We start from the raw sequence: 25,272 nt of genomic DNA on the forward strand, positions 1-25,272 counted from the left end.
AGGACATGACCAGCGAGACGACGAGGCGGGGCGCAGCGGCGCGCTGGGTGCTGCTCGCCGCGGCGGGGGCCACGGCGCTCGCGGCGTGCGCGACGGACGCCACGACCCCGGCCGGCCCGGCGCGCACCGGTGGCGCCGCGGCGACCCCCACGACCACGGGCCCCACGACGCCCGGCGCCACGACCTCGGGCCCCCTGACGACGGCGACGACGGTCGCGCCGACCACCGGGGCCACCCCGGGGGGTGCGCCGACGTCGGTGGTGCCGACCGGGTCGTTCACCACCGTCGCCACGCCGACCGCGGGAGCCTCCGGCGGAGCCGTGGGCAAGCCGATCACCATCGATGGCGGCACGCTCACCTTCACCTCGTGCGTGCGCTCCGGCGCCGGTTTCACCTTCAAGGGGACGCTGGCCAGCCGACTCAGCAAGGTCGACCACTTCATCCTCGACGTGGGCATCGTCGACGCCAAGGGCGCGCACGTCGGCGGGGGCTCGTTCGACGCCACCGTGAAGGCCAAGCAGACGGCGTCCTTCACGGGCGCCGGTGACCCGGACACGGCCGGCGCGTTCGGCACCGCCCCCTACCGCTGCACCGTCGAGGGCACCATGCGGGAGTCGGAGAGCGAGGGCGGGTGACCGCCGAGCCGGAGCCCGAGGACCTCTACGCGACCGAGCTGGTCGTCGACCTGGACGCCCTGCGGGACAACCTGCGCGCCATCCGGGCTCGGGTCGGCGACGAGCGACAGGTGCTGCTGGCGGTGAAGGCCGACGGCTACGGCCACGGCGCGGTGCCGATCGCGCGGGCTGCGGCGGGCGCCGGTCTGGTCGACTGGTTCGGCGTCGCCACCGTGCCCGAGGCGCTCGAGCTGCGTGCCGCGGGCATCGAGCTGCCCATCCTCAAGCTGTCCTCCGCGCGGCCCGGGGCCGAGCTGGACGCAGCGGTCGGTGCCGGCATCGCCCTGACGGTCACCAGCGTCGCCGGTGCCCGCGCGCTGCAGGAGAGCGCCGCACGCCTCGGGACGCGCGCCGTCGCCCACCTCAAGGTCGACACCGGCATGCGCCGGATCGGGGTGGCCCCCGACCAGGCGGCAGCGCTCGCGCTGGTCCTGGAGCGAGAGTGCCCGGACGTCGACCTGCAGGGTCTCTTCACCCACCTGCCGGTGGCCGACACCGCCGCAGAGGACGCCTTCACGCGCGACCAGCTGGCCCGGTTCGCCGCGGTCGTCGACGACGTGCAGGCCGCGATCGGCCGGCGGATCGAGCTGGTGCACGCCGCCAACTCCGGCGGTGTCCTCGCGCACGAGCAGTCGTGGTTCGACCTGGTGCGGCCGGGGATCATGGTCTACGGCTACTACCCCGACCCGTCGACGCCACGCACCGTGCCGCTGCGGCCGCTCATCACCTGGCGGTCCCGGCTCACCCAGGTCAAGCCGGTGCGGGCCGGGGAGAGCGTGGGCTACGGCCGCACCTGGGTGGCGCCGCGGGACACGGTGGTGGGCACCGTCCCCGTGGGCTATGCCGACGGGTACAACCGGCTGCTGTCCAACCGGGGCCGGGTGCTCGTGGGCGGACGCTCGTGCCCGGTCGTGGGCCGGGTGTGCATGGACCAGACGATGGTCGACCTGGGGCCGGACGGTCCCGACGCCGTCGGGGACGAGGTCGTGCTGATCGGACGGCAGGGTGGCGAGGAGATCAGCACCGACGAGCTGGCCGAGCTGCTCGGCACCATCACCTACGAGATCACCTGCCGGATCGACCGGCGCGTCCCGCGGGTCTACCTCGGCGAGCCCTAGCCGGGTCTAGCTCGGCGAGGTCTAGCTGGTCGGGCCGAACCCCGTCTTGGGGGACACGTTGTCGACGTAGCCGGCGAGCGAGTCGGTGCGCAGCGCCTCGGCCAGCTTGGCCAGCTGCTCAGGGGCGGGGCGCACGATCGACTGCCTGTTCTCCATGCCCACGCCGGACCACGGGATGGTGCCGGTGTGGATGTCGCTGGACGACATGTTGCGCAGCGAGAAGGCCACGTCGCGCATGGCCGACGTCGTGAAGGTCTGGTCGACGGTGAGGCTGGTGGTGGCCGCGTCGAGGAAGGCGCCGAACTCGCTCGGGTTCAGCAGGACGCTGGGCTGCAGGGCCTTCATCAGCACCGCCTTGATGAAGTCCATCTGCCGCTGGCCGCGGCCCATGTCGCCCTGGGCGAGGTCGTGCCGGTCGCGCACGAAGTCCAGGCCCTGCTGGCCGTTCATGTGCATGGTGCCGACGGGGTAGCCCGGGCTGGCCTCGCGGACCTGCACGTCCACGCCGCCGATGGCGTCGGTCATCTTCTGGAAGCCCTGGAAGTCCACCAGCGCCACGTGGTCGATGGGCACCCCGACCATCGGCTGGATCGTCTCGATGAGCTTCTTGGTGCCGCCGAAGCCGTAGGCGGCGTTGAGCTTGGCGTGCCCGATGCCGGAGATGTTGGTCCACAGGTCGCGCGGGAAGTGGAACAGGTCGACCCGCTTGCGGTCGCTCGACACGTGCACGAGGACCATGACGTCGGAGCGCCCGCGCTCACTGCCGCGCCGGTCGCTGCCGATCACCAGGTAGTTGAGCGAATCGTGCTGCGTGGCGGCGCGGCTGGGCTGGGCGAGCCGCTTGCTCGGTAGCGTGATGACGCCCGGGCCCTGCTTGGCGAACGCCTGTTGGATCTCGACCGGCACCGGGATGGGGTTGCCGAGCTCGTCGACGTAGGGCTTGTCCTGCCCGTCGACCAGCTGACCCTTCGCGTTCATCCGGATCTCGGCCGTGTCGCTCAGCACGTTGGTGCCCGAGGCGCTGCTCGAGCCCGAGCTGCCAGGGGTGCTGGAGGCGGACTGGCCCGGGAGGAGGGCCTCCCGCTTGACGTTGTGGTCGACCTTGTCGTTGAGGTACCACGCGTAGCCGCCGATTGCGGCGACCGCGAGGACGAGGAGCGACGCGAGCACGATGAACGAGTTGCGGACCGGGTGGCGGCGACGCCGCGCGCGGCGCGGGGGATCACCCTCGGGCGTCGGATGGGCTGCCGGCTCCTCCATGATCACGTCACTGAGTGTAGACCAGGCGTATCATCCGTGTGCTGATCTTCGCACGACCGGTGGATCCCCGGCGTCGCGGTCGGTGAGCTGCTCGGGCGCGTGATCGGCGGCGTGGTCGACGATCGCCGGTCGGTGGTCGACGTCGGCGTCCAGAGCCTCGATCAGCTCCACGGCGGTGAGCGGCCGGGGCGCCGGGTCGACCGGGCTCACCTCCGGTGCCGCCTCGGCGACGAGGCCCAGCTCGTGCATCCGGCGCGCCGTCACGAGGACCCGGGACTCGAGCGCCCCGACGAACGCGTTGTAGCTCTCGACGGACCGGGTCAGCTGCCCGCCGAGACGGGTGGCGTGACCCGCCATCGTGCCCAGCCGGCTGTAGAGGTCGCTGCCGAGGGCCAGCAGCTGGGTGGCGTGGGTGGTGAGGGCGTCCTGCTGCCAGGTGAAGGCGACGGTGCGCAGCAGCGCCAGCAGGGTCGCCGGTGAGGTGAGCACGACCTTCTTGGCCAGGGCGTCGTCGAACAGCGCCGGGTCGTGGTCGAGCGCGCTGACCAGCACCGCGTCGCTCGGGACGAAGCACACGACCAGCTCGGGGGTCTGGGCGAAGGCCGACCAGTAGGCCTTGCCGGCCAGGGTGTCGACGTGACCGCGCAGGTGCCGGGAGTGCGCCCGCAGCTGGGCGCCCTGCTGGTCGCTCGACAGCCCCTCGGCGTGGGCCGCGAGGAAGGCGGTCATGGGGGCCTTCGCGTCGATGACGAGCACCCGGTCACCGGGCAGTCGGACCACCGCGTCGGGCCGCACCTGGGCGCCGTGGCTGCTCACCGCGCGCACCTGCTCGTCGAAGTCGCACCGCGCGACCAGGCCGGCGTGCTCGAGCAGGCGGCGCAGGTGGCTCTCGCCCCACGTGCCACGCACCGTCGAGGACTGCAGGGCTCCGGCCAGGCTCGCCGTCTGGTCGCGCAGGGCCGCGGTGGCTGCCCCCACGTGCTCCAGCTGGGTGCCGAGCGAGCCGAACTGCTGCTGGCGGTCCCGCTCGAGCGCCCCCACCTGTCGCTCCACCCGCTGCAGGGCGTCACGCAGCGGGGCCAGCGTGGCGGCGGTCTGCTGGTCGTCGCCCAGAGCTGCCTCGAGGTCTACACAACGCTCGCGGAGCAGGTCACGCTCGGTGGTGAGCGCGGCGACCTGGGCGGCGCCCATCGCTCGTGCCGTGACGAACGCGAGCGCCGCGCCGACGAGCAGCGCGACCAGGGCCACGAGGGCTACGAGGACGAGGGTGCCGGTGGAAGGAGCCATAGGCACACTGTGGCACCGAGGTGTGACAGACCCCCCGCACCCGGGCCCGTAGACTCGTGCCTCGTGGCTCTTACTATCGGGATCGTCGGTCTGCCCAACGTCGGCAAGTCGACCATGTTCAACGCCCTGACCAAGAACAACGTGCTCGCCGCGAACTACCCGTTCGCGACGATCGAGCCCAACGTGGGCGTGGTCCCGCTGCCGGACCCCCGCCTGAAGGTCCTCGCCGGCGTCTTCAAGAGCGAGAAGATCCTGCCCGCCACCGTGTCCTTCGTCGACATCGCCGGCATCGTGCGCGGCGCGTCCGAGGGGGAGGGGCTCGGCAACAAGTTCCTCGCCAACATCCGCGAGTCCGACGCGATCTGCCAGGTCATCCGCGCCTTCGAGGACGACGACGTCGTGCACGTCGACGGCAAGGTCTCCCCGAGCTCGGACATCGAGACCATCAACACCGAGCTGATCCTCGCCGACCTGCAGACCCTGGAGCGGGCCATCCCGCGCCTGGAGAAGGAGGTCAAGGGCAAGAAGACGGACAAGGCGGTGCTTGACAACGCCCTCGCGGCCCAGAAGGTGCTGGAGGCCGGGGACACGCTCTACGCCAAGGGTGCGGAGGCCGGCGTCGACCTGGCGGCGATCAAGGAGCTGTTCCTGCTCACCACCAAGCCGTTCCTCTACGTGTTCAATGTCGACGAGGACCAGCTGACCGACGAGGCGCTACAGGCCGAGCTGCAGGCGATGGTGGCCCCCGCGGACGCGATCTTCCTCAACGCCAAGCTCGAGATGGACCTGGCCGAGCTGGACGAGGACGAGGCCAAGGAGCTGCTCGAGTCGGTCGGCGTCACCGAGGCCGGGCTGGACCAGCTGGCGCGCAAGGGATTCCACACGCTGGGTCTGCAGACCTACCTGACGGCCGGGCCCAAGGAGTCACGCGCCTGGACGATCCGCAAGGGCTGGACCGCCCCGCAGGCGGCGGGTGTCATCCACACCGACTTCGAGCGCGGCTTCATCAAGGCCGAGGTCGTCTCGTTTGACGACCTGGTCGCCGCCGGCTCCATGCAGAAGGCCAAGGAGGCCGGTCGCGTGCGGATCGAGGGCAAGGACTACGTGATGGCCGACGGGGACGTGGTCGAGTTCCGCAGCGGGCTCGCCTCTGGCGGGAAGAAGTAGACGTGTTCACCGATTTCGTTCGCGACCATGCCTTCACCATCGCATGGTTCGGTCTGATGGCGTTCGTCTGGTTCGGCTGGGGTCAGGAGGACCCGCCGCCGGCGTGGCGACCGTGGCTCGGCGCCGGATCGGCGATGGGCCTCCTGCTGGCAGGGTTGTTCGGTTACGGGGTGTTCGCCCGGTGGGGTGAGGGCAGTGCGCTGGAGGGGAGGTACCCGTGGTTCGGGCTAGTCGTCGGCTTGGAGGTGCTGCTGTCGCTGGTCGGCTGCCTGTTCCTGCACCGCAGGGGTAAGGGCCGCTGGATGGCTTGGTGGGTGGCTCTCGTCGTGGCCCTGCATTTCGTACCCTTGGCATTGTTCCTCGATGACCTGTCCTTGGCCGGCCTGGGGACCATCCAGGCGGCTGGGCTCGCTGCGCTGGTTCCTCGGGTCGGCGGCGAGAGCGTCTCCAGCCGTCTGGTGGGACCCTGGATGGGCATCACCTTGCTGGTCTTCGCCGGTGTCTCTGCCTTGCTGTTCGTGGTTCGGGCGGGTACCCCTTGGTGAAGGGCGACGCGGTCGAGTTCCGCTTCAACGTGTGAATCAGAGCGTTTCCGCAGGTCAGAGGGGGTGTGATCCCTCCCAGTCCGCACGGAGTCCGCAAGAACTTTTGCGTGACGGGCTCGATCCGGCCGTTCCCAGGGCCGTCTCCGCACCCCGAGTGCTGCCAGAGGCCCGCCCGTGAGGTGACTCTTGCGGCCGGTGCGGCGCAGGTCCGGGATCAGTTCAACAGAAGCGGATCTGTGGCGCGGGCATGCCTGAAACTGGCGACGAACGGCCATGGCGCGCATCGCCAGAGCTTCCAGCGGTGTCAGTCCAGATCTTGGTCCAGTTGGGCTCGTTCGTCCTCACGGACGGCGTCCCGTTCGTAGGACTCTGCAATGGCGCGCAAGATCCGTGCAGTTCGGGGCCAATGCACCTGGACACCCAGACTCCATTGCTTGTACTGCTCAGCCAGCGTTCTCTCTTGGCTGCCGCCGTCGTAGACACCACGCCAGGTGACACCGCGGCTGTTCAGTCGGCCGGTGATTGCGCCGTTCTCTAGGTTGCGACTCCCGATCGACTCGATGAGATCTCGGACTGGAACGGGTGGCCAGATTCCGTCGGCGTCGACCGGCGCGTGGGCAAAGGTTTGGCCAATCAGTTCGTCGCCGATGTCCGCTCGGTCGAGGTCGGATAGTTGCAGACGAGCCTGCTTGACCCACGCCTGCATCGCAGCTTGATCAAGTGTGCCGTCTTCCTGTCGTCCCGGGAAGCCGTGCCAACCGCGAAGGACCCACCAAGCGTGCTCAGTTAGCGGATCCGCGCTCTTGCTCTGACGTTGAGGCTCGTTTGTACCCAGGAACGTTCGTTGAACGAGGTCAACGAACAGGGCGGGGTCCGAGGCGAGAGCCCGGTTAAGGGCACGTGGTTCGCGGTTGTGCTGGAGGAGCCTTAAATAGCCGAACTCCAGAGATGCCAGGTCGGCAACTGGCACGTCGGCTGCGGCTAGGTAGTCCAGCAAGGTCCCGACGTCGTGGTCGGTCATCTGTGACATCCCCGCCCGCCCGGGGTCCTGGGTGATCGCCGCGCGCAACACGGATAGGACCAGCGTTGCGCTCGGGAGATGCTTCTTCTGGTCTGCTGTCGGGTTGAAGATGCCGTGGCTCGCGATCGCAATCGCCGACCAAGCTCGTGCTCGCTCAAGGAGCAAATCGATAGCTCTGGTGAGATCTTCATGGGGAACGACCTCGAAATGTGCCTCGGACCAGAAGAGGTCTTCAGCAGCTGGGAACTCGCGGAGAATCTCCCAGAACCGGCTCTCCGTCGGGACGTTGAGCACGAACCTTCTCAGGGCCTCGCTCGCCACGTCGCCCCGTTCGAGCGCTCGCCTGAGATCCGCTGGTCCATCGACGGCGAGGTGGCTTCGAACCCACGTTGCCGCGGTTTCCTGAAGCGCTGTGCTATCCGATGCCAGCCATTCCAGCATGGTGTCGAGAGCATCAATCGGATCGTAGGTTGACAGAGTCCAACCGACCTGTGTCGGAGCCTCAGCACGGGCCGCTACTGCGCCGAGCTGTTCCCACGCGTCGGGGCGGGCAAACAGAACGTCAAGTGCTTCGCGCCGTTTGGCTTCCAGCGCTTTCCGGTAGTGCTCGTAGTCGTTCAGGTCTGCACCCGACAGGTCGGGGTGCCGATTGAAGAGATATGCGAACCGGCGGAGGTCATCAGCAGGTTGGAGCAATTCGGCCAGTTTGTGTAAGCGGGCGCGTCGCTCCGCCGGCATCGCCCAGTCTGCGTCCTGCAAACGCTCGTGCCGCGCTGCGGTCTCTCGGACCTGTTCGAACAGGGCCAGTCGCACGTCTTCATCCAAGTCGCCGCGCGATGCCTCGTCCTCGAGGAACTCGATGATCCGATTCGCTTCGTCCGGGCCAACCGTGGACAGCGCTTCCACAAGCCATGGCAGGGCGGTGCGATCTGCCATGACCCATGCGAGTGCTCGGTCGACGAGGCTCGTCGCGAAAGCGAACCATTCGCTGTTCGGCATCCGGTCGCTGGGGGGCTTCCAGAGTTGATAGCGCGGCTCATTGGGCGGCGAAACCCAGGCATTGCTGTCGGGCCACAGGGCCTTGAGTAAAGCCCAACCTGTCGTCTCGCTCACGATCCGGCAGGCATCGAGCGCTTGGAGTCGGGTCGCAAGATCTGCGCCAGTGTTTTGAATCCATCCGCAAAGGACGGTCGACATGCTTGCGAGTGGATTGTTGCCCGAGTTCTTCGGCAGGTCGTAGCGGCAGAGTTCGGTCAGGATCTGTGTTGCGCGAACGAGGTGATCGGGCGACCAGCAGAGCACTTCCAAGGCCCACAACAGGTGATGCTGTTGACCCGACGGCCCCAGTGCCAGCGGCTCGTCAATGGCCTGGAACAGGCGGCCGACGGTCGGCTCGCTGGTTGCAAGGTCATCCTCCAGTGCCGAAAGGAAGGTGTCTGGAGCGGCCTCGGCAAGAAGCGGAAGCACGTCGGCGATCGCTCCCCAAGTGTGACCCTTGGAGCCGGCAGTGACCTGACGTAGAACGTCGCGCACAACCCGTTCGGCCACTGAGGAAGCGTGATTGGTGCCACCGGGGATTGATTCGATCGCTCCCGCCAGGGCGAGACTCTCGGCGATACCGCGCCGCAGGGCAGGCGAGTAGGTTCTCCGCTGTCCCTTCATTCGAGCGGCGATCCGCTCGTGCGAACTCAGGCCTTCATAGGGACTTGGGTCCAGGAGGACGCTGGTTGCGATCTGTGCCCATCGCGACGCCAGTTCGGATGACACCCGGTTGCCAAACTCGAGGAACGCCTCCTCCAGGGAGGTGAATACAAAGACATTCCGCACGCTCCGGATCGCCGGATCGGATCCGCGACTGGCGTCGGCGATCGCGCGCTGTAGGTCGACTGAGGGGATGGCGGCCAGTTCGCTCAGGACGTGCAGGTCCTCGGGTAGATCGGTCCAACGACTGGCCAGCATCAGTGCGGCGAGCGTGTCGGCCAGCGGGGGCCGAGACCACGTGGGCTGCTGCACGCGAGGTGAGCGCGAAAGCCGCCGCACCAATGCGGGCATGCTCCGACGAGCAAGTACCGCGAGGCGATCGGCTTGGTGCCATTCGACGTCGCCTGCTCTGAATGCCTCGGCCGCCTCGTTTCGGCCAACCCTCGGCAGGTGAATGTCGACGCTGCGGCGCACCGCAGAGCCGCTATCTACGATAGCGACGACGTGCCTACCGCTAGCGAGGGCGCGTGCTACGTCTGCATTGTCGAAGTCGGGCACCAAGATCCCCGGCCCTGGGAGTGCCACCATTCGATCCCAGACGCCCGTCGACCGGACGATTGTGACGGTGCCGGGTTCATTCGAGTTGTCGTCGTCGCGTGCAAGGGACGCATGCAGAAACCCCAAGGCGTCGTCGACCCACTCGGTCTGGATCGATGTAACCCTCGGCTCCTCATCAAGCAGGGAGCGCAGTCGCTGCGCCTCCTTAGCCCGCCCGGCGATGAAGAGTTTCAGCGGAAGAGCCGGTTCGGTCGCAGCGGAAGAGCGGTCCCACCATGTCTCCAGAGTCAGCGCGTCCCGGGGTCGGAGCCCGAGAGTTTCAGAGATCCACAGGTGTGCGGCGGGCGCAACCTGCAGCCAAGCTTCGAGGTCATCCGCATCGAGGACGAGGACATCCTTGAAGAGCTGCTCGGCGCGTCGCTCGGCCGCCCACGTGTCCTTGCCTTGCCATCGACGGACTGTAACGAAGACGAAGGTGACGTCTTGCGATGCCTCGCCCTTGCGTCCGTCGTAGTCCTTAGTGGCTTTGCGCTTGGAGTCCTTGTCGGTGCCGAACTCGAACCAGATCGTTCCGACCGGCAGCAATTGCGTCTGCCGCTCGAGGGTCGCTACGCCGTCCTTGCCAGCCAGGGCGACCCCATCGCCTGTCCGAATTGAGATCTGGCCAGCCCCGGGGGTCTCGAACAAGAGCCTACGCACCAACTCTGGAAGCCGATCCTGAGCTTCGCGCGCGTTGGTCTGGGGCCACAGCGCGAGCTGGCTTGCACTCGCATATTCGGGACTGGCGGTTCGTCGTTCGGCCGCAAGACTCACGGCGGGCGCTCCGCGCTGCGCTCTGAGGCCCTCCACGTCGCTCGCTCGGAACCTGTAGAACGACGTCCCCGGCACCCGCGCATCCGGGAGCAATCCCTGCTTGGCGTACGCCCGCACGGTGTTCTCGTGGACGGCCAGCCGCTTGGCCGTCTCACGCACGTTCAGGAACTCAGAAGCAGCACCATTCACACCAACAGCATACCAACATGTAGACTTTGTGTACTTGATGCCGACGTTGGCCCGGCACAGAGAAGTGGAGGCGGAGGAGCGGACATGGATCCGGCGAGCGACGCGATCGACCGCTCGTGGTGGGAGGACGTGCTGGCGGAGGCGTCGCTTGACGACCCCTATGAGCCGCCAGAGTTGTTGTCAACGCATCTTGAGCGGGCGGCTGCCGATCCGTCTGTCACGGGGCTTCATGAACTAGTGCTGCAGGTGTTGGCGATGGTTTCGGCGGCGATGTTGAATGCTGAGGACTGGTTGGAGCCGTTCACACCGGCGATGCAGTTCGGTGGCACGCGGACGGTAGTACCGGCGGACTTGGACGCTGACCAGGTGGCGTTGCTGGCGCGTATCGCTCCGCTGGTCGAACGTGATGATCTGCGGGCTCGGGTCGCTGATGTCGCCTGGGTCTACGGGGACCGGTCGGACATCGCGATGTTGGACCGAGCCATCGACGCATACCGGGCCGCGCCGCTGACGGGAGATGTGTGGTTCAGCGTGGGGAAGGACGCGTGGGTTCGGGCCTTCGCGCTTGCAGCGCGGCGCGGCGCGGACGGCCAGGCCTGGGTGCAGGAAATGTCGGACGCGCTGAAGGCTCAGGTCTTGGCCGGCCAGTTGACAGACAACTTCAGAACGGTGGGGTTCGCGGAAACCTTGCGCCAGCACGGTCGTGTCGACGCGGCCGGGCGGGCTGAGGTGTGCGAAGCTCTGTTCGCGCTCGCGGCAAAGGCGTCGTCGGTAACGCCACGCCTGTCACGCCACCTCGAGCGTGAGGCGCTCGCTTGGCTAGGTGGTTCGGACGCGGCGGCGGCGAACGCAGCGACCGAGCGCGTTGCGCGGACATACATCGCAGAAGCCGATTCCCGCATTCAGACGGACCCGAAGGCGGGCACGCTGGTCGAGGGCCATTTCCTGGAGAAGGCAATCGCGGTCCTCCGAACCATCCCGCGCTCCTACCGGCTCGAGAACGGACTCGACCAGCTCATTGACGACCTCCGCGTTCGGCTGCTTGAGAGCCGGGAGTCGTCTATGGAGCAGATGATGCGTATCCAGTCGGACCCGGTCGATCTGACTAATGCCGTGTCCTACGCACGGTCGCAAGTCTCGGGTCACGCTGACAAGTTCGACGCGCTGGCTGCATTCGCGACGCTCGCACCGCCGCTAGATGAAGCCAGTACGCGCGAGAACGCCGCGAAGCTGCTGGAAGGCACCATCAGCCACATCTTCGGATCCTCAACGTTTTCGTCTGACTTCCGGAAGATCGCATCGAGGCCGGGGTCTTCTGGTCAGACCGATGAGGACGCGGTTTGGGCCGAGATGGTCCGCACGGTGTTCTTTCACTCCCAATTGCTCGGAAAGGGCATCATTCAGCCTGCGCAAGAGGTCCTGACTACTGAGCACCGGTTCAGTCGGCAGTACATGGTGTCGCTGTGCATGGAATCGCCGACGGTGCCCGAGGGCCACGAGACGTTGTGGGGCAACGGCCTGGCTCTCGGCTTGGGCGGCAACTACGGCGCTGCGGTCTCTGTTCTGGTCCCGCAGTTGGAGCAGGTCGTGCGGGTCATGTTGAGGCGGCACGATGTGCACACGCTGTTCGTCGATGAGCACGGCGTGGAGAGCGAGAAGAGCTTGAACGCCCTTCTTGACATGACTGAGACCGAGGACATCTTCGGTGCAGGGATGGTCATGGAGATGAAGGCGATGCTGGTCGTCCAAGGTGGTCCGAACCTCCGCAACGACGTCGCGCACGGCCTTCTCGATGACAACTCGGCATGGAGCTTCTCGGCGCTTTACATGTGGTGGTTCTGCCTTCGGCTGGTGACGTGGCCGGTCATCGAGATGATGGACCGCGCTCGGACGCGGGCAGCAGAGTCTGGAGAAGGCTCAATAGCAGCCGGCGGAGCGGACACCGAGCCGGCGGCGCAGCCTACAGCCGACATCGAAGCGGGGGCGTTGGCGGAAGACCAGCACCCCGAAGAGTAGGTCGGCTCAGGCCAAGACGTCCCTTGGGTTTCCGGCGAGCCCACGTTGGGACCAGCAGGACGCGGGGTGCGACCTGAGCGGCCGAGTAACGAATGGCGACTGGCTCCGCTGCGCGGACGCGCGTCAATCCGCGCTGTGACGCACCGCGTTTTTGCTCGGCGAAGCTCGGCAAATGCAGGTGCAATCCGAGATCTCGCTTGGGCCTTACCCCCGGTTCTTGGACACGGGGGTTGATTACGCGGCGGTTGGCAGCGTAGCGGCCCGGCGGGCCTCGTAGGTGGACGGGGACAGGTAGCCGCACCAGGTGTGGCGGCGGCGGGTGTTGTAGCGGACGAGCCAGCCGAAGACCTGGCGGCGGCAGCTGTGCTCGTCGGCCCAGCACGCGGCGTCTTGGAGGACCTCGCGCTTCAGCGTGGCGTTGAACGACTCGGCCAACGCGTTGTCCGCGCTCGTGCCGACGGCGCCCATGGACTGGGTCACGCCGAGGTCGGCGCACAGCGCGGCGTAGTCCTTGCTCGTGTAGACCGACCCGTGGTCGCTGTGAAAGATCGCGCCGTTGAGGCTGCCCCGGGCCGCGGCCGGCGGCGTTGAGGGCATCGGTGACGAGGCTGGTGCGCATGTGGCCCGCGATCGCCCAGCCGGCCAGTCGCCGGCTGTAGCAGTCGATCACGGTGGCCAGGTAGAGGTTCGTGCCGTCGGCCAGCGGCAGGTAGGTGATGTCGCCGACATAGCGCAGCCCTGGAGCAGAAGCGGTGAAGTCGCGCTGGAGCAGATCGGGGACCACCTGGTCGGCGGGCTCAGGGACCGTCGTGCGCACCCGCCGCTTCTTGGCGTAGCCAACGATCGTGTTGAGCCGCATCACGCGGGCGACCCGCTTGTGGTTGACCCGCTCCTGCTGCGCGACCCCGTCGTTGAGCTCGGCAGTGATCCGGCGCCCCGTAGGTCTTGTCCCCCTGGTGGACGGCCCTGATCCGTTCCGCGAGCTCGGCGTCGGCCCGGGCGCGCTCCTCGCGCGCGGGGCCCGCCTTGACCCAGGCGTAGTAGGAGGAGCGCTCGATCTCGACGAGCTCGCACAGTCGCTTCACCTCGAAGGTGGCGCAGTGGTCGGCGACGAACTGGAAGCGACTCACCAGCGCGTCTCCCCGGCGAAAATACTTGGCCGCCCGCTGGAGGATCTCCCGCTCGTGGTCAGCTTGGTCGCCTCGACCTCCAGCTCACGCACCCGCGCCTCGAGCCGGGCGACCTTACCCTCTGGTGTCTCGCTGCCCGGGTCTGCGGCCGGGATGGTCTTCGCGGTGGTCTTGGACTGCAGCGGGCTCGAGGTCGCCGTCCCGTCAGCAGCGGTCTTCTTGCCGGTCCCGTACGCCTCGAGCCAGCCCCGCAGCGTGCCCCGCACGATGCCCAGGTCCTCAGCGACACCGCGGACCGTGGCCCCCGGCGTGGACTCGTACAAATCGACGGCCTGACGACGAAACTCCTCCGAGTAGTTCTTCCTGGCCATGGTTCTCGGATCATCTCGCTTCCCCAGCACCACGTGCTGGATTCAACGTGTCCAAGAACCAGGGTCAGGCCCCCTTCCGACCTGCCCCATCCCCGAGGTGCGACGCCTCGGCCCGACGACGCCTTGGCCGCACCCTGAAACAGTGGGTCGAACCCCTGCTCGCCTACTTCGACACAGGCGGCGCGTCCAACGGCGGCACCGAGGCAGTCAACGGCCTCATCGAGCTCCACCGCCGCATCGCCACAGGCTTCCGCAACCGCGACAACTACCGCCTACGCTGCCTGCTCATCGCCGGCGGACTCACCCCATGAACCCACGCTCAGGTAGGAAGAGCCCGATATGGAATCGGGTGATGTACTCAAGGATCTCGTCTACGTAACCGGCTCTTCGGACTTGAGGTGGGTTGTCCCGCGTCAAGCTTTCTGGCAGACCGGTTATGAGGGCATGATCGGCGTCTGAGAGCAGGAGGACCTGACCATGGGACGACCACCAGTGTTCAGTCCGGAGACCAAGACCAGAATCGTGCTGAGCGTACTGTCTGGCGAGGTGTCGGTGGCTGAAGCGGCTCGGAAGGAGAAGGTTTCCGAGCAGTCGATCGGCCGCTGGAAGGCCGAGTTCCTCGAAGCAGGCAAGACCGCGCTGGCTGCCGGGAAGTCTGGGCCGTCGACCCGCGAGGCGCAGCTTGAGGCCCAGGTCGAAGACCTCACCTTGGCGCTCGGCGAGGCAGCGGTCGAACTCCGGGTCTGGAAGAAGAGAGTGGAGTCCAGCAGAGTGGTGTACGACGGACCTGAGTGAGCGCGTGCCTCCAACGTAGGCGCGGCCACCAGGTGGATCCTTCGAGTGATCTCTCACAACCGACTCGAAGAAGGACACCTTGATGACCGCTGTGCCCAGTATCGACCCTGCCCAGTTCCTGAACGAGCAGCTGTCCCAGGCGAGCCCCGACCTGATGCGGGACTTGCTCACCACTTTCGTCAACGCGTTGCTGTCCGCGCAGGCCGACGCGGTGTGCGGCGCGGGCTTCAACCAGCGAAGCCCGGAGCGGGTCAACTCCCGCAACGGCTACCGCCACCGTGACCTCGACACCCGGGTCGGCACCCTCGACGTCGCTGTCCCGAAGCTGCGTCAGGGCAGCCTGTACCCGGAGTGGCTGCTCGAACGAAGGAAGCGGGCTGAGAGGGCCCTGACCTCGGTGGTGGCGACCTGCTACCTGCTCGGGGTCAGCACGCGCCGGATGGACAAGCTGGTCCAGACCCTCGGCATCACCGGACTGTCCAAGAGCCAGGTCTCGGTGATGGCCAAGGAACTCGACGAGCACGTCGAACAGTTCCGCACCCGGCGCCTGGAGGACGGCGGACCGTTCACATTCGTCGCTGCCGACGCGCTCGTGCTCAAGGTCCGCGAAGGCGGCCGGGTGGTGCCCGTGCATGCGCTGGTCGCGACCGGCGTCAACGCCGATGGGCACCGCGAGATCCTCGGCGTGCAGGTCACCACCAGCGAGGACGGCGCCGGCTGGCTCGCCTTCTTCCGCGACCTGACTGCCCGCGGCTTGTCCGGGGTCAAGCTGGTCACCAGCGATGCTCACGCTGGCCTAGTGAACGCGATCGCGGCCACCATCCCCGGCGCCGCGTGGCAGCGCTGCCGCACCCACTACGCGGCGAACCTCATGTCCGCGACACCGAAGTCGTCGTGGCCATGGGTCAAGGCGCTGCTGCACTCGATCTACGACCAGCCCGACGCCGAAGCGGTACACGCCCAGTTCGACAGGGTCATCCACGCCCTTCACGAGAAGCTCCCCGCCGTGGCCGAGCACCTCGAGATCGCTCGCGCCGACATCCTCGCGTTCACGCCGTTCCCGAAGGAGGTCTGGCGCCAGATCTGGTCGAACAACCCCAACGAGCGGCTCAACCGCGAGATCCGCAGGCGCACCGACGTTGTTGGGATCTTCCCCGACCGGGCCAGCATCATCCGGCTCGTCGGTGCCGTGCTGGCCGAGCAGCACGACGAGTGGGCCGAAGGCCGCCGCTACCTCGGACTCGACGTCCTCGCCCGAGCCCAGGCCGTCGACACCAACCACGTCGAGGAGGTGACCGACCTAGAACCCCAGGCCCTCACAGCCTGACCGACACACCCAACCGAGGGATCAACCTCGTACACCACCCCAGCGGACTTGACCAAGAAGAGCGCGGAGGGCCGGTTGGGCCCTTCGAAGACCTCGAGGTAATCCGGATCGACGAGGGAATGTCGACCTCGAGGTTCTGCGACCTGCTCGACATTCCCGGCTCTTCCTACCTGAGCCCGATGACCTCTGCCTCGTGTTCCACCGTGGTGGTAATGTCCAGCCCACCGGCACCGGAAACCGCTCGTGAGCAGCCCGGTACTCCACATGGCACAGGCAGGGCTGACTACTAGCTCGACACCCGGCACCTCGGTACCCGCCACCCTCCTAGGTCAAGTCCGCTGGGGTGGTGTACGAGGTTGATCCCTCGGTTGGGTGTGTCGGTCAGGCTGTGAGGGCCTGGGGTTCTAGGTCGGTCACCTCCTCGACGTGGTTGGTGTCGACGGCCTGGGCTCGGGCGAGGACGTCGAGTCCGAGGTAGCGGCGGCCTTCGGCCCACTCGTCGTGCTGCTCGGCCAGCACGGCACCGACGAGCCGGATGATGCTGGCCCGGTCGGGGAAGATCCCAACAACGTCGGTGCGCCTGCGGATCTCGCGGTTGAGCCGCTCGTTGGGGTTGTTCGACCAGATCTGGCGCCAGACCTCCTTCGGGAACGGCGTGAACGCGAGGATGTCGGCGCGAGCGATCTCGAGGTGCTCGGCCACGGCGGGGAGCTTCTCGTGAAGGGCGTGGATGACCCTGTCGAACTGGGCGTGTACCGCTTCGGCGTCGGGCTGGTCGTAGATCGAGTGCAGCAGCGCCTTGACCCATGGCCACGACGACTTCGGTGTCGCGGACATGAGGTTCGCCGCGTAGTGGGTGCGGCAGCGCTGCCACGCGGCGCCGGGGATGGTGGCCGCGATCGCGTTCACTAGGCCAGCGTGAGCATCGCTGGTGACCAGCTTGACCCCGGACAAGCCGCGGGCAGTCAGGTCGCGGAAGAAGGCGAGCCAGCCGGCGCCGTCCTCGCTGGTGGTGACCTGCACGCCGAGGATCTCGCGGTGCCCATCGGCGTTGACGCCGGTCGCGACCAGCGCATGCACGGGCACCACCCGGCCGCCTTCGCGGACCTTGAGCACGAGCGCGTCGGCAGCGACGAATGTGAACGGTCCGCCGTCCTCCAGGCGCCGGGTGCGGAACTGTTCGACGTGCTCGTCGAGTTCCTTGGCCATCACCGAGACCTGGCTCTTGGACAGTCCGGTGATGCCGAGGGTCTGGACCAGCTTGTCCATCCGGCGCGTGCTGACCCCGAGCAGGTAGCAGGTCGCCACCACCGAGGTCAGGGCCCTCTCAGCCCGCTTCCTTCGTTCGAGCAGCCACTCCGGGTACAGGCTGCCCTGACGCAGCTTCGGGACAGCGACGTCGAGGGTGCCGACCCGGGTGTCGAGGTCACGGTGGCGGTAGCCGTTGCGGGAGTTGACCCGCTCCGGGCTTCGCTGGTTGAAGCCCGCGCCGCACACCGCGTCGGCCTGCGCGGACAGCAACGCGTTGACGAAAGTGGTGAGCAAGTCCCGCATCAGGTCGGGGCTCGCCTGGGACAGCTGCTCGTTCAGGAACTGGGCAGGGTCGATACTGGGCACAGCGGTCATCAAGGTGTCCTTCTTCGAGTCGGTTGTGAGAGATCACTCGAAGGATCCACCTGGTGGCCGCGCCTACGTTGGAGGCACGCGCTCACTCAGGTCCGTCGTACACCACTCTGCTGGACTCCACTCCCTCCTATAACCCAGCACCGGTCGAGGACGCGCCGGCCCTTCAAGGATCTCAGCCCACGTCCCACCTCAGGACAACCAGAAGGAAGTGATCGCGGATGCGACGGATAACGCTGCCGAGCGGGGAGTCCATCGCTGTGCTGGGCCAGGGCACCTGGGGCTGGGGTGAGGACCCCGGCCGCCGCGGCGACGAGGTCGCCGCGCTGCACGCCGGCCTCGAGTTGGGCATGACGCTGGTCGACACCGCCGAGATGTACGCCGACGGCGGCGCGGAGGAGGTGGTCGGTGAAGCATTGGCGGGTCGCCGCGACGAGGCGTTCGTGGTCAGCAAGGTCCTGCCGTCCCACGCCTCCCGTTCCGGCACGATCGCGGCCTGCGAACGCAGCCTGAAACGCCTGGGCACCGATCGGATCGACCTCTACCTGCTGCACTGGCAGGGCAGGTACCCGCTGGAGGACACCGTCGCGGCTTTGCAACAGCTCGTCGAGGACGGGAAAATCCGTTACTGGGGCGTCAGCAACTTCGACCACCGGGCCCTCGCTGACCTGCAGGACGTGCCGGGCAGCGGCGGGCTGGCCACGGATCAGGTGCTGTACAACCTGTCGCGGCGAGGACCGGAGTACGACCTGCTGCCGTGGTGCGCCGAACACCAGCTGCCGGTCATGGCGTACTCGCCGATCGAGCAGGGCCGCATCCTTCACGACACGACGCTGAACCACGTCGCGGCCCGTCACAGCGTCAGCCCCGCGGCGGCGGCCATCGCCTGGGTGCTACGCCGCGACTCGCTCTGCACGATCCCCAAGGCGAGCAGCCCGCAGCACGTGCGAGACAACGCCACAGCACTGGACGTGGAGCTGACCTGCGAAGACCTGGATGCTCTGGACCGTGCGTTCCCGCCCCCGAGCGGACCGCGACCACTAGAAATGCTGTGACCCCTGCCCAAGGGCGCAGCCCGGTCGGTCCGGGCAGCGCTCCGGACGGCGCGGCAGCACCGTCGGTTCGGGGGTGGGAATTGCCGGGCTTGAAAGGGGATGATTTCGCGGATGTCAGAGAACTCTGAGCCGGGCAGCGAGGCCGGCGCGCGGGACAGCGGCAGCGGGTCGGTGGGCGACCTAGAGCTGTTCTTCGACCTGGTGTTCGTGTACGCGATGGCGCAGCTGACCGAGCTGGTGCGGGACGACGTTTCGTGGCGGGGTTTCGGTCATGGTGTGCTCGGCCTGCTGGCGGTGTGGTGGGCCTGGGTCTGCTACACGTGGCTCACCAACACCTTCACCACGAATCGGGTGGTATTTCGCTGCTTGGTCATCGCCACCATGGCTGCGATGCTGCTGGCCGCAAGCGCACTCCCGACCGCGTTCAGCACCGGAGCCCTCGTCTTCGGGCTTGCCCTGCTCACCGTCCGCGTCATCCACCTGGTCTTGTTCGTCGTGGCCGCCTCCCACGACGACGAACACCTCCGTGCAGGCCTACTGCGGCTGGTCCCGAGCCTGCTCATCGCACCCGTCCTGATCGCCGTCGCCGCCGCCTTCCCATCCCCCTACCGAGAGCTGCTCTGGATCGGTGCAGCCATCATCGACTTCGGCGGACCCCTGGTCGCCGGGGTCGAGGTTTTCCGGGTGGTGCCCTCCTACTTCGTCGAGCGCCACGGCAACATCATCATCATCGCGCTCGGTGAAGCCGTCGTCGGGCTGGGCGCCGGGGCCAGCGAGCACCTGCAGCAACCGGTCGTGCTCGCCGCCGCCGTCCTCGGAGTCCTGATCGCCGCCTCGCTGTGGTGGACCTACTTCGGTCTGACCGCCGGCGCCGAGCAACGCCTCAAAGACGCCGACGGGCCCGAACGCGCCCGACTGGCCCGCGACGCCTACAGCTACCTCCACCTTCCCCTGGTCGCCGGGGTCGCCTTCTTCGGCTTCGGCGCCAGCGCGGCGCTCGAGCACGTGTCCGACCCCTTACCGCTGCTGCCGGCGATCGCCCTCAGTGGCGGGGTGGGCCTGTTCTACGCCGCCGATGCCGCCTACCGATGGCGCGATCACCATCAGCTCGTGCCGGACCGCCTCCTCACGGCGGCCGCATCCCTGCTCATCATCCCGTCAACACTGACCATGCCCGCATGGTCAGTGTTGACGGCTCTCACCGCGGTCGGCGCCCTGCGCCTGACGTGCGAACTCGTGCGACGGCCGCGGATCGGTCCCGCAGTCGCCGGCCAAGTCCACTGAGGCCGGAACGCCTAGGGCGTGTCTGACAATGAATCCAGGGGTCGGCTGGCACCTTCGAAGACGTGTCCGCAGTTCCCGACTCGCTGAAGCTCGAGGGTGCCCGCTTTCTCGGCAGGAGCCTGCGGGAGGCAGCGGCGCGCCGAGGAGCCTTCCACCCGCTCGGCCAGCCCCGCGCGGGTGCGGAGGACGATGGTGTCGACCTCGACTTCTTCGCGTCCACGCCCCCGCCCTACGAGGGGGTGCTCGCGGTACGGTCCGAACCCTTGGCCCAGGTCCGCGAGTTTCTGGCGTCCGTGGACGACGCCGGCCTGGACGAGGAACGCCGCCACCCGTGGAGCCCCGAGTATCCGGAGACGGTGCGCTCGTGCTTCCACGTGATCCTCGAGGGGAGTGGGAGCACCTGCGCTACGCCCTGCGCGACCTGGACGCCCTCGACGACGCCGCGGCCCAGGGGCGCTGAACGACCACGGTCGTCGCCGCATCATTCCCTGCACGGGGAATGGGACTGTGGAAGGGCACGGATGCGCGGTCTCGCGAGATCTACGAGTGGGCGCTCCAGTCGTTCGACCTCGTGAAGATCCCCTCCATCAGGGTGGGCAGTGCCGACCAGGGCGATGCAGACCAGTCGTTGACGCGGCTCCACGACACCCTGGAGGGGGTGCTCGTCCGTTCGGGCAACTCCCGCTCCACGCAGCTCCAGAAGGACTTCGCGAAGGCGATGGAGCCGGTCGAGGATCTGGTGCGGGAGGTCCTCAGCGAGTCGGTGAACTCGGTGGCGACCGAGCTGCCCTTCCAGGATCCGGTCCTCGGAGTCGACCTGTCTGCGCCCCAGCACGCGCTGCGCGGAATGCTCCGAGAAGCAGTGATCACCAGTCACGACGACGTCGTGGTGCCGATCGCCGAGCGCGGCACCGGATTCCAGTCCGCCCTGGTGCTCGGCATCCTTCGCTACGTCTCGTCGAAGAGCAGGCAGGCGGGGTGGGCGACATGGGACCAGCCCAGGCGCGCCTCGGGACCGTGCCTGAGGCGCACCCGCGGTGGGCGGGGCTCAGATGAGGCCGTGCTCCTCGAGGAGCTGGCCGATCTCCCCGTGCTCGAGCCTGCCGCGCAGGTAGCCGCGCAGCGCGGCCGGGCCGGGGACCTTCACCTTCTTGCCGTCGCGCATGCGCGCCGAGGCCTCGAGCAGGTCGCGCACATCGTACGTGGAGCCCCAGGTCTCCGGCACGCCGCGCTCCACGTCGAGGAGTTGGTAGACGGCCTCCATGCCGGTGCGCACCGAGTACTCGGTTGTGAAGATCGTGTCGCGGCCGGTCTCCGCGAACTGCCCGAGGAACGCGAAGTTCGCCGCCCCCTCCGGCACGACCTGCGGCCGGTCACCCGCGCGGCGGGGCATGAAGAAGCTCGTCACGTAGGGCATCATGACCGGCACGCACCGGGCGCCTGTCGCCGCGAGCTCGGGGATCTCCTCGACGGGCACGCCCAGGTGGTAGAGCCACTCCTGGGTGATCTCCTCGCCGGTGCACTGCGCCAGGGGCTTCTTCACGTAGTCGCCGTCGACGTCGACGAACAGACCGTAGACCCAGACGACGATCTGATCCTTCGGCTGCTTCTTGAAGTGCGGCTGGCGATTGACCGTCCAGCTCAGCAGCCAGGAGGAGTCCTCGGCGGTGACGATGCCGCCGGTGACCACGCGGCCGCTGAACGGATCGCGCTGGGCGATGCGCTCGATGTAGGCGGGGATGCGCTCATCAAGCGTCGTGACGGTGGCCGATTCCCACTTCGTCTCCTCGATCGAGGAGCAGAAGACCTCCGGGCGCCCGAACGCCGTGTCCTTCTTCGCGATGCGTTTCCACAGGTCCCAGGCCGGGGCCGGGCCCTCGTTGAGGGCTGCGGGCGTGTGGTGGTCGCCGTCATCGGAGTTGTCCACGAGCGAGCCGATCGTCATGAGCGCGAGGTCGTGCTTGCCGAGCTCGATGGTCTCCTCGGCGCCGTCGCGGCGGCAGCGGATCGCGGTGGCGCGGATCTCGCCGCCGCGGTGGGCGAAGTCCACATCGAGTACCTCGGTGCCGGAGCGGAAGACGACGCCGTGCTCGGTGAGGTAGTGCATGAGCGGCAGGACGAAGGACTCGTACTGGTTGTACTTCGTGAACTTCAGCGCCGTGAAGTCGGGCAGCCCGCCGATGTGGTGGATGAAGCGGTGGAGGTAGAGCTTGAACTCGAGCGCGGAGTGCCACTCCTCGAAGGCGAACATCGTCCGCCAGTACATCCAGAACGGCGAGTCGAGGAACTCGCGGCCCATCACCTCGTCGATGCGCTTGCCCTCCATCTCGGAGCGCCCGGCGAGGAAGATCTTCAACAGGTCCTTCTGCGCCCGCTTCGGCAGGTCGAAGCGGCCCTCGTGGCCGGCGTCCTCGCCCTGGCGCACGGTGGCGCGACGCAGCGAGTAGTTGGGGTCGTCCTTGTTGAGCCAGTAGAACTCGTCGAGCACGGAGGCGTCCTCGAGCTCCAGGGAGGGGATGGAGCGCATCATGTCCCACAGGCACTCCATGTGGTTCTCCAGCTCCCGGCCGCCGCGGATGACGAAGCCCTTCTCCGGGACGTCGAGGCCGTCGAGGGCACCGCCGGCGGTCTCGCCCTTCTCGAGGATCGTGACGTTGGCGCCGGGGACCCCGGCATCGCGGATGAGGAAGACGGCCGCCGCGAGCCCGGCCAGCCCGCTGCCGACGATGTACGCCTTCGTCTCCTGGGCGTGCCGCGCGGGGCGGGGGCGCGCGAATGCCTCGTAGTTGCCTGCCGTGTGTTCCATGGTCCGTCCTTCCCGACGCGTGCCGGACGGCGGTCGTCCGGCCTCGTAATTGAGTGTACTCAATAATGAGTCGACTACAATCGCGCTGTGAGGACTCAGGATTCCATGCGGCACGGGCAAGCGGCGGCGCCGGGCAGGCGCGAGCGGGCGAAGGCGGACAAGCGCGCCCGCATCCTCGCCGCGGCGCTGGCGCTGTTCGAGGAGCGCGGGTTCGAGCGCACCTCGATGAGCGAGGTCGCGCGCCTCGCGGATGTGGCGCAGGGGACCGTCTTCCAGTACGCGGCCACGAAGGCAGAGCTGCTCATGATGGTCGCCGAGGCGCTCTGGGGCGCCCACGAGCAGGCGAACACGGCCCCGCCGCGCTCCGCGCCGGCGGCGGGGGATGCCGCGGCCCAGATCGCGGCCCTCATCTCGCCGTTCGTCGCCGCGATGCGCCGCTGGCCGGAGCCCACGACGTGGGTCGCCCGCGAGATCCTCTTCGGTGCGGATATGCCGCACCGCCAGCGGGTCCTCGGTCGCGTCGAGGGGCTCGAGGAGCAGATCGCCGCGCGCCTGCGCGACGACCGGGTCGGCGCCCCCGGCGCGGCGGCGGCAACCGGCGCCCGGCTCATCGTCACCGGGGTGCTCGCCGAGCTCAACCGCTCCCGGCAGGGGCGCATCGACGGCGAGGACGTCGATGTGGTGCTCCGCCGGCTCATCGACCTCGTGGTGGCGGGGGCGGGCGCCTCCCGGTGACCCGGAAGCCGTCCGGGCCGTTCAGGCCGCCCCTGGCACCGGCCGGCGCCGCCGCGATTGCCCACCGCGCGGCCGGCAGGCGCGTGCCCAGGTAGGAGTCGAGCATGAGGCGACGTGCGCGCGTCGGGCCTGCCATGATGCCGGGGAACCCACTGTCCACGATGGCCGCAACGTAGTCGGCGAGGACGAGGCGCGACTCTCCGCTCACCTGACGGAACGTGGTCGAGTTCCGGTTCAACGTGTAGCGAGCAGTGGCGTTCAGCGTGCGAGTTGTCCGCCTGTCACCGTTCGTCGTCGCTCACGTCTTCGATGACGTGGAGCCATGGCGGCACGGCTGCCGGCGTCGAATCGCCGTCGTCGATCTCGGCGACGAGTGTCCCATCGTCGTGCTCGTCGACGGCGATGGTGAGTCCGTCGTGCTCTACCGTGTGCCTTCGCTTCCGGAGTGTCCGGGCCGGGAGTGCTGCAAGGAGAGCCCACTCTGCGTCATCGAGGTAGAGGCTCGTTCACGCCACTTCGGCGGGGCCTTCGCCGAGCCTGATCTTGTGCCCGAGCTTGTGGGTGATGGTTCCGTCGGCCTCGATGACCTCTCGGAGACGCAGGCGCGTCCCGGGCAGGTACCGGTCGATGATCGTCCTCACGGTGGTCACACCGTCCGGGATCGCGGCCACCAGGTAGCGGCGCTCTCGCTCGACGATCGCGTACTTCAGCGGATCAGGCAACGCGGGCTCCGTAACGCTGGTGCTGCGTGGACGATGACACCGCGGTGGTGCCCTGACGCTCAGCCGCACTCATCGCAGCGGCCACTGGCTGGAAGGGTGAGCCCCGGGTGAATGGGGCACTGAGCCAGGTTCTCGACCGCCACGGCGCTAGCGGTTCGTCGAGACTTGAAGGTCGACAGGACGACGTAGCCCAGCGGGTCGTCCTCGTCGAATAGCGCGCCCTCAGGGGCTGCCCCGCCAGGGAACTCGATGTACCCGGGGTTGAGGTACATGACCGTCCGATCGTCGGCGTCGACCGCGTGGACATAGGCGCCGCTCGGCACCTCGCCGAAAGTCGTCGCTCCGAGACGATCAAAGTTCTCCTCGATGACGCGTCTGTCCCCAAGTGACCAGTCGCGCCAGGCCAAGGCCTCGTCACGCGTCAGGCGGCGGTAGGTGTCCTTCATCATGGCTCCAGTGTGGCCCTGCCTCGTCTTCCTCGCCCACTTCAGCGAGCTCCCGACCAGCTGACGCGACTGTGGCTGCTCGATCCCGTTCCGGGGTGGCTGCCCGCCGGAACTCCGCTCAAGCGGCTGCAGCAGGCCCCGAAGCACCAGCTGGCGGACCCGGCCTTGGCGGCGAGGCTCCTGGGTCTGAGTGCTGAGACGCTGGTGGGTGCCGGTGCGAGCATGTTGGGGCCGTTGTTCGAGTCGTTGGTGGCTTTGGACGTGCGCGTAGCAGCGCAGGCCGCTGATGCTCGTATGAGCCACCTCCGTCTGCGTGGCGGCGACCGTGAGATCGACCTGATCGTGGAGGGCCCGGACGGCCAGGTGCTCGCGATCGAGGTGAAGCTCGCGAGCGCCGTTAACGACTCCGACGTGAGACATCTGCTGTGGTTGCGCGACCAGCTCCCCGATCGAGTGGTCGACCTGCTGGTCATCAACACGGGCACGCGGGCCTACCGGCGCCCAGATGGCGTCGCGGTGGTGCCTCTGGGGCTGCTTGGCCCCTGATGCCCTGTGGGCGCGACGGTCGGGGTCATGCGAATCGACCACGGAACGCCGTGGAGTTCCGCTTCAACGTCTGATCCCCAGCA

At 67.9% G+C, this 25,272-nt stretch carries 18 protein-coding genes and 2 pseudogenes; 12 read left to right on the plus strand and 8 right to left on the minus strand.

Features of this window, described 5'->3' with window-relative positions:
- The first annotated feature begins 5 nt into the window (after positions 1-5).
- Positions 6-635 (plus strand): hypothetical protein, encoded by a 630-nt coding sequence (locus tag MM440_RS08605; protein ID WP_241443887.1) that lies wholly within the window; start codon positions 6-8, stop codon positions 633-635.
- Positions 632-1,792 carry an alanine racemase gene (gene alr / locus MM440_RS08610; RefSeq protein ID WP_241443888.1) on the plus strand — a complete coding sequence of 387 codons (1,161 nt, stop codon included), beginning with the start codon at positions 632-634 and terminating at the stop codon, positions 1,790-1,792. The genes MM440_RS08605 and alr overlap by 4 nt, the downstream gene beginning before the upstream one ends.
- Before the next feature lie 21 nt (positions 1,793-1,813).
- Here alr and MM440_RS08615 read toward each other — a convergent pair whose 3' ends face one another.
- Positions 1,814-3,052 carry an LCP family protein gene (locus tag MM440_RS08615; protein WP_241443942.1) on the minus strand — a complete coding sequence of 413 codons (1,239 nt, stop codon included), beginning with the start codon at positions 3,050-3,052 and terminating at the stop codon, positions 1,814-1,816.
- A gap of 30 nt (positions 3,053-3,082) precedes the next feature.
- Complete coding sequence (locus tag MM440_RS08620) at positions 3,083-4,339, minus strand: DNA recombination protein RmuC (RefSeq protein ID WP_241443889.1); 1,257 nt, start codon at positions 4,337-4,339, stop codon at positions 3,083-3,085.
- 63 nt (positions 4,340-4,402) lie between these two features.
- Here MM440_RS08620 and ychF point away from each other — a divergent pair, with 63 nt between their 5' ends.
- Positions 4,403-5,506, plus strand: coding sequence for a redox-regulated ATPase YchF (gene ychF, locus MM440_RS08625; protein WP_241443890.1), 1,104 nt, complete (start codon positions 4,403-4,405; stop codon positions 5,504-5,506).
- Between the two features lie 2 nt (positions 5,507-5,508).
- Complete coding sequence (locus MM440_RS08630) at positions 5,509-6,051, plus strand: hypothetical protein (RefSeq protein ID WP_241443891.1); 543 nt, start codon at positions 5,509-5,511, stop codon at positions 6,049-6,051.
- A gap of 304 nt (positions 6,052-6,355) precedes the next feature.
- On the opposite strand, the gene MM440_RS08635 is transcribed toward MM440_RS08630, so the two are convergent.
- Positions 6,356-10,333 (minus strand): helix-turn-helix domain-containing protein, encoded by a 3,978-nt coding sequence (locus tag MM440_RS08635; RefSeq protein WP_241443892.1) that lies wholly within the window; start codon positions 10,331-10,333, stop codon positions 6,356-6,358.
- Positions 10,334-10,417: 84 nt separating this feature from the next.
- On the opposite strand from MM440_RS08635, the gene MM440_RS08640 reads away from it, so the two are divergent.
- On the plus strand, positions 10,418-12,349 hold the full coding sequence (locus MM440_RS08640) for a DUF4209 domain-containing protein (protein WP_241443893.1): 1,932 nt from the start codon (positions 10,418-10,420) through the stop codon (positions 12,347-12,349).
- Between the two features lie 234 nt (positions 12,350-12,583).
- On the opposite strand, the pseudogene MM440_RS08645 reads toward MM440_RS08640, so the two are convergent.
- A pseudogene (locus tag MM440_RS08645) lies at positions 12,584-13,850 on the minus strand (IS3 family transposase).
- Between the two features lie 79 nt (positions 13,851-13,929).
- Between MM440_RS08645 and MM440_RS08650 the strand changes: the two are divergent.
- From MM440_RS08650 to MM440_RS08660, 3 genes and pseudogenes are all read left to right on the plus strand, one after another.
- Positions 13,930-14,161, plus strand: a pseudogene (locus MM440_RS08650) (transposase); the annotation flags it as partial.
- A 166-nt stretch (positions 14,162-14,327) separates the two neighbouring features.
- Complete coding sequence (locus MM440_RS08655) at positions 14,328-14,645, plus strand: transposase (protein ID WP_241443894.1); 318 nt, start codon at positions 14,328-14,330, stop codon at positions 14,643-14,645.
- A gap of 82 nt (positions 14,646-14,727) precedes the next feature.
- Positions 14,728-15,972, plus strand: coding sequence for an IS256 family transposase (locus MM440_RS08660; RefSeq protein WP_241441595.1), 1,245 nt, complete (start codon positions 14,728-14,730; stop codon positions 15,970-15,972).
- Between the two features lie 381 nt (positions 15,973-16,353).
- Here MM440_RS08660 and MM440_RS08665 read toward each other — a convergent pair whose 3' ends face one another.
- Positions 16,354-17,598, minus strand: a complete 1,245-nt coding sequence (locus MM440_RS08665; protein ID WP_241441595.1) for an IS256 family transposase — start codon at positions 17,596-17,598, stop codon at positions 16,354-16,356.
- A 218-nt stretch (positions 17,599-17,816) separates the two neighbouring features.
- Between MM440_RS08665 and MM440_RS08670 the strand changes: the two genes are divergently transcribed.
- Together MM440_RS08670 and MM440_RS08675 are read left to right on the plus strand one after the other, a co-directional pair.
- The gene (locus MM440_RS08670; protein WP_241443895.1) at positions 17,817-18,650 is read left to right on the plus strand and encodes an aldo/keto reductase; all 834 of its coding nucleotides are present in this window, start codon (positions 17,817-17,819) and stop codon (positions 18,648-18,650) included.
- A 111-nt stretch (positions 18,651-18,761) separates the two neighbouring features.
- The gene (locus MM440_RS08675; protein ID WP_241443896.1) at positions 18,762-19,934 is read left to right on the plus strand and encodes a low temperature requirement protein A; all 1,173 of its coding nucleotides are present in this window, start codon (positions 18,762-18,764) and stop codon (positions 19,932-19,934) included.
- Between the two features lie 1,048 nt (positions 19,935-20,982).
- Here the strand turns inward: MM440_RS08675 and MM440_RS08680 are convergent.
- Positions 20,983-22,740, minus strand: a complete 1,758-nt coding sequence (locus tag MM440_RS08680) for an oleate hydratase (protein ID WP_241443897.1) — start codon at positions 22,738-22,740, stop codon at positions 20,983-20,985.
- An 87-nt stretch (positions 22,741-22,827) separates the two neighbouring features.
- On the opposite strand from MM440_RS08680, the gene MM440_RS08685 reads away from it, so the two are divergent.
- A complete protein-coding gene (locus MM440_RS08685) occupies positions 22,828-23,475 on the plus strand; it encodes a TetR/AcrR family transcriptional regulator (RefSeq protein ID WP_241443898.1) in 648 nt (215 codons plus the stop codon).
- A gap of 506 nt (positions 23,476-23,981) precedes the next feature.
- Here the strand turns inward: MM440_RS08685 and MM440_RS08690 are convergent.
- Both MM440_RS08690 and MM440_RS08695 read right to left on the minus strand, forming a co-directional pair.
- Positions 23,982-24,197, minus strand: a complete 216-nt coding sequence (locus MM440_RS08690) for a hypothetical protein (protein WP_241443899.1) — start codon at positions 24,195-24,197, stop codon at positions 23,982-23,984.
- A gap of 59 nt (positions 24,198-24,256) precedes the next feature.
- The gene (locus tag MM440_RS08695; protein ID WP_241443900.1) at positions 24,257-24,646 is read right to left on the minus strand and encodes a hypothetical protein; all 390 of its coding nucleotides are present in this window, start codon (positions 24,644-24,646) and stop codon (positions 24,257-24,259) included.
- Positions 24,647-24,655: 9 nt separating this feature from the next.
- Here MM440_RS08695 and MM440_RS08700 point away from each other — a divergent pair, with 9 nt between their 5' ends.
- Positions 24,656-25,189 carry a DUF4143 domain-containing protein gene (locus MM440_RS08700; RefSeq protein ID WP_241443901.1) on the plus strand — a complete coding sequence of 178 codons (534 nt, stop codon included), beginning with the start codon at positions 24,656-24,658 and terminating at the stop codon, positions 25,187-25,189.
- The last annotated feature ends 83 nt before the right edge of the window (positions 25,190-25,272 follow it).

Source organism: Arsenicicoccus piscis (assembly GCF_022568835.1).
In the GTDB taxonomy this organism is placed as follows: Bacteria; Actinomycetota; Actinomycetes; order Actinomycetales; family Dermatophilaceae; genus Arsenicicoccus; species Arsenicicoccus piscis.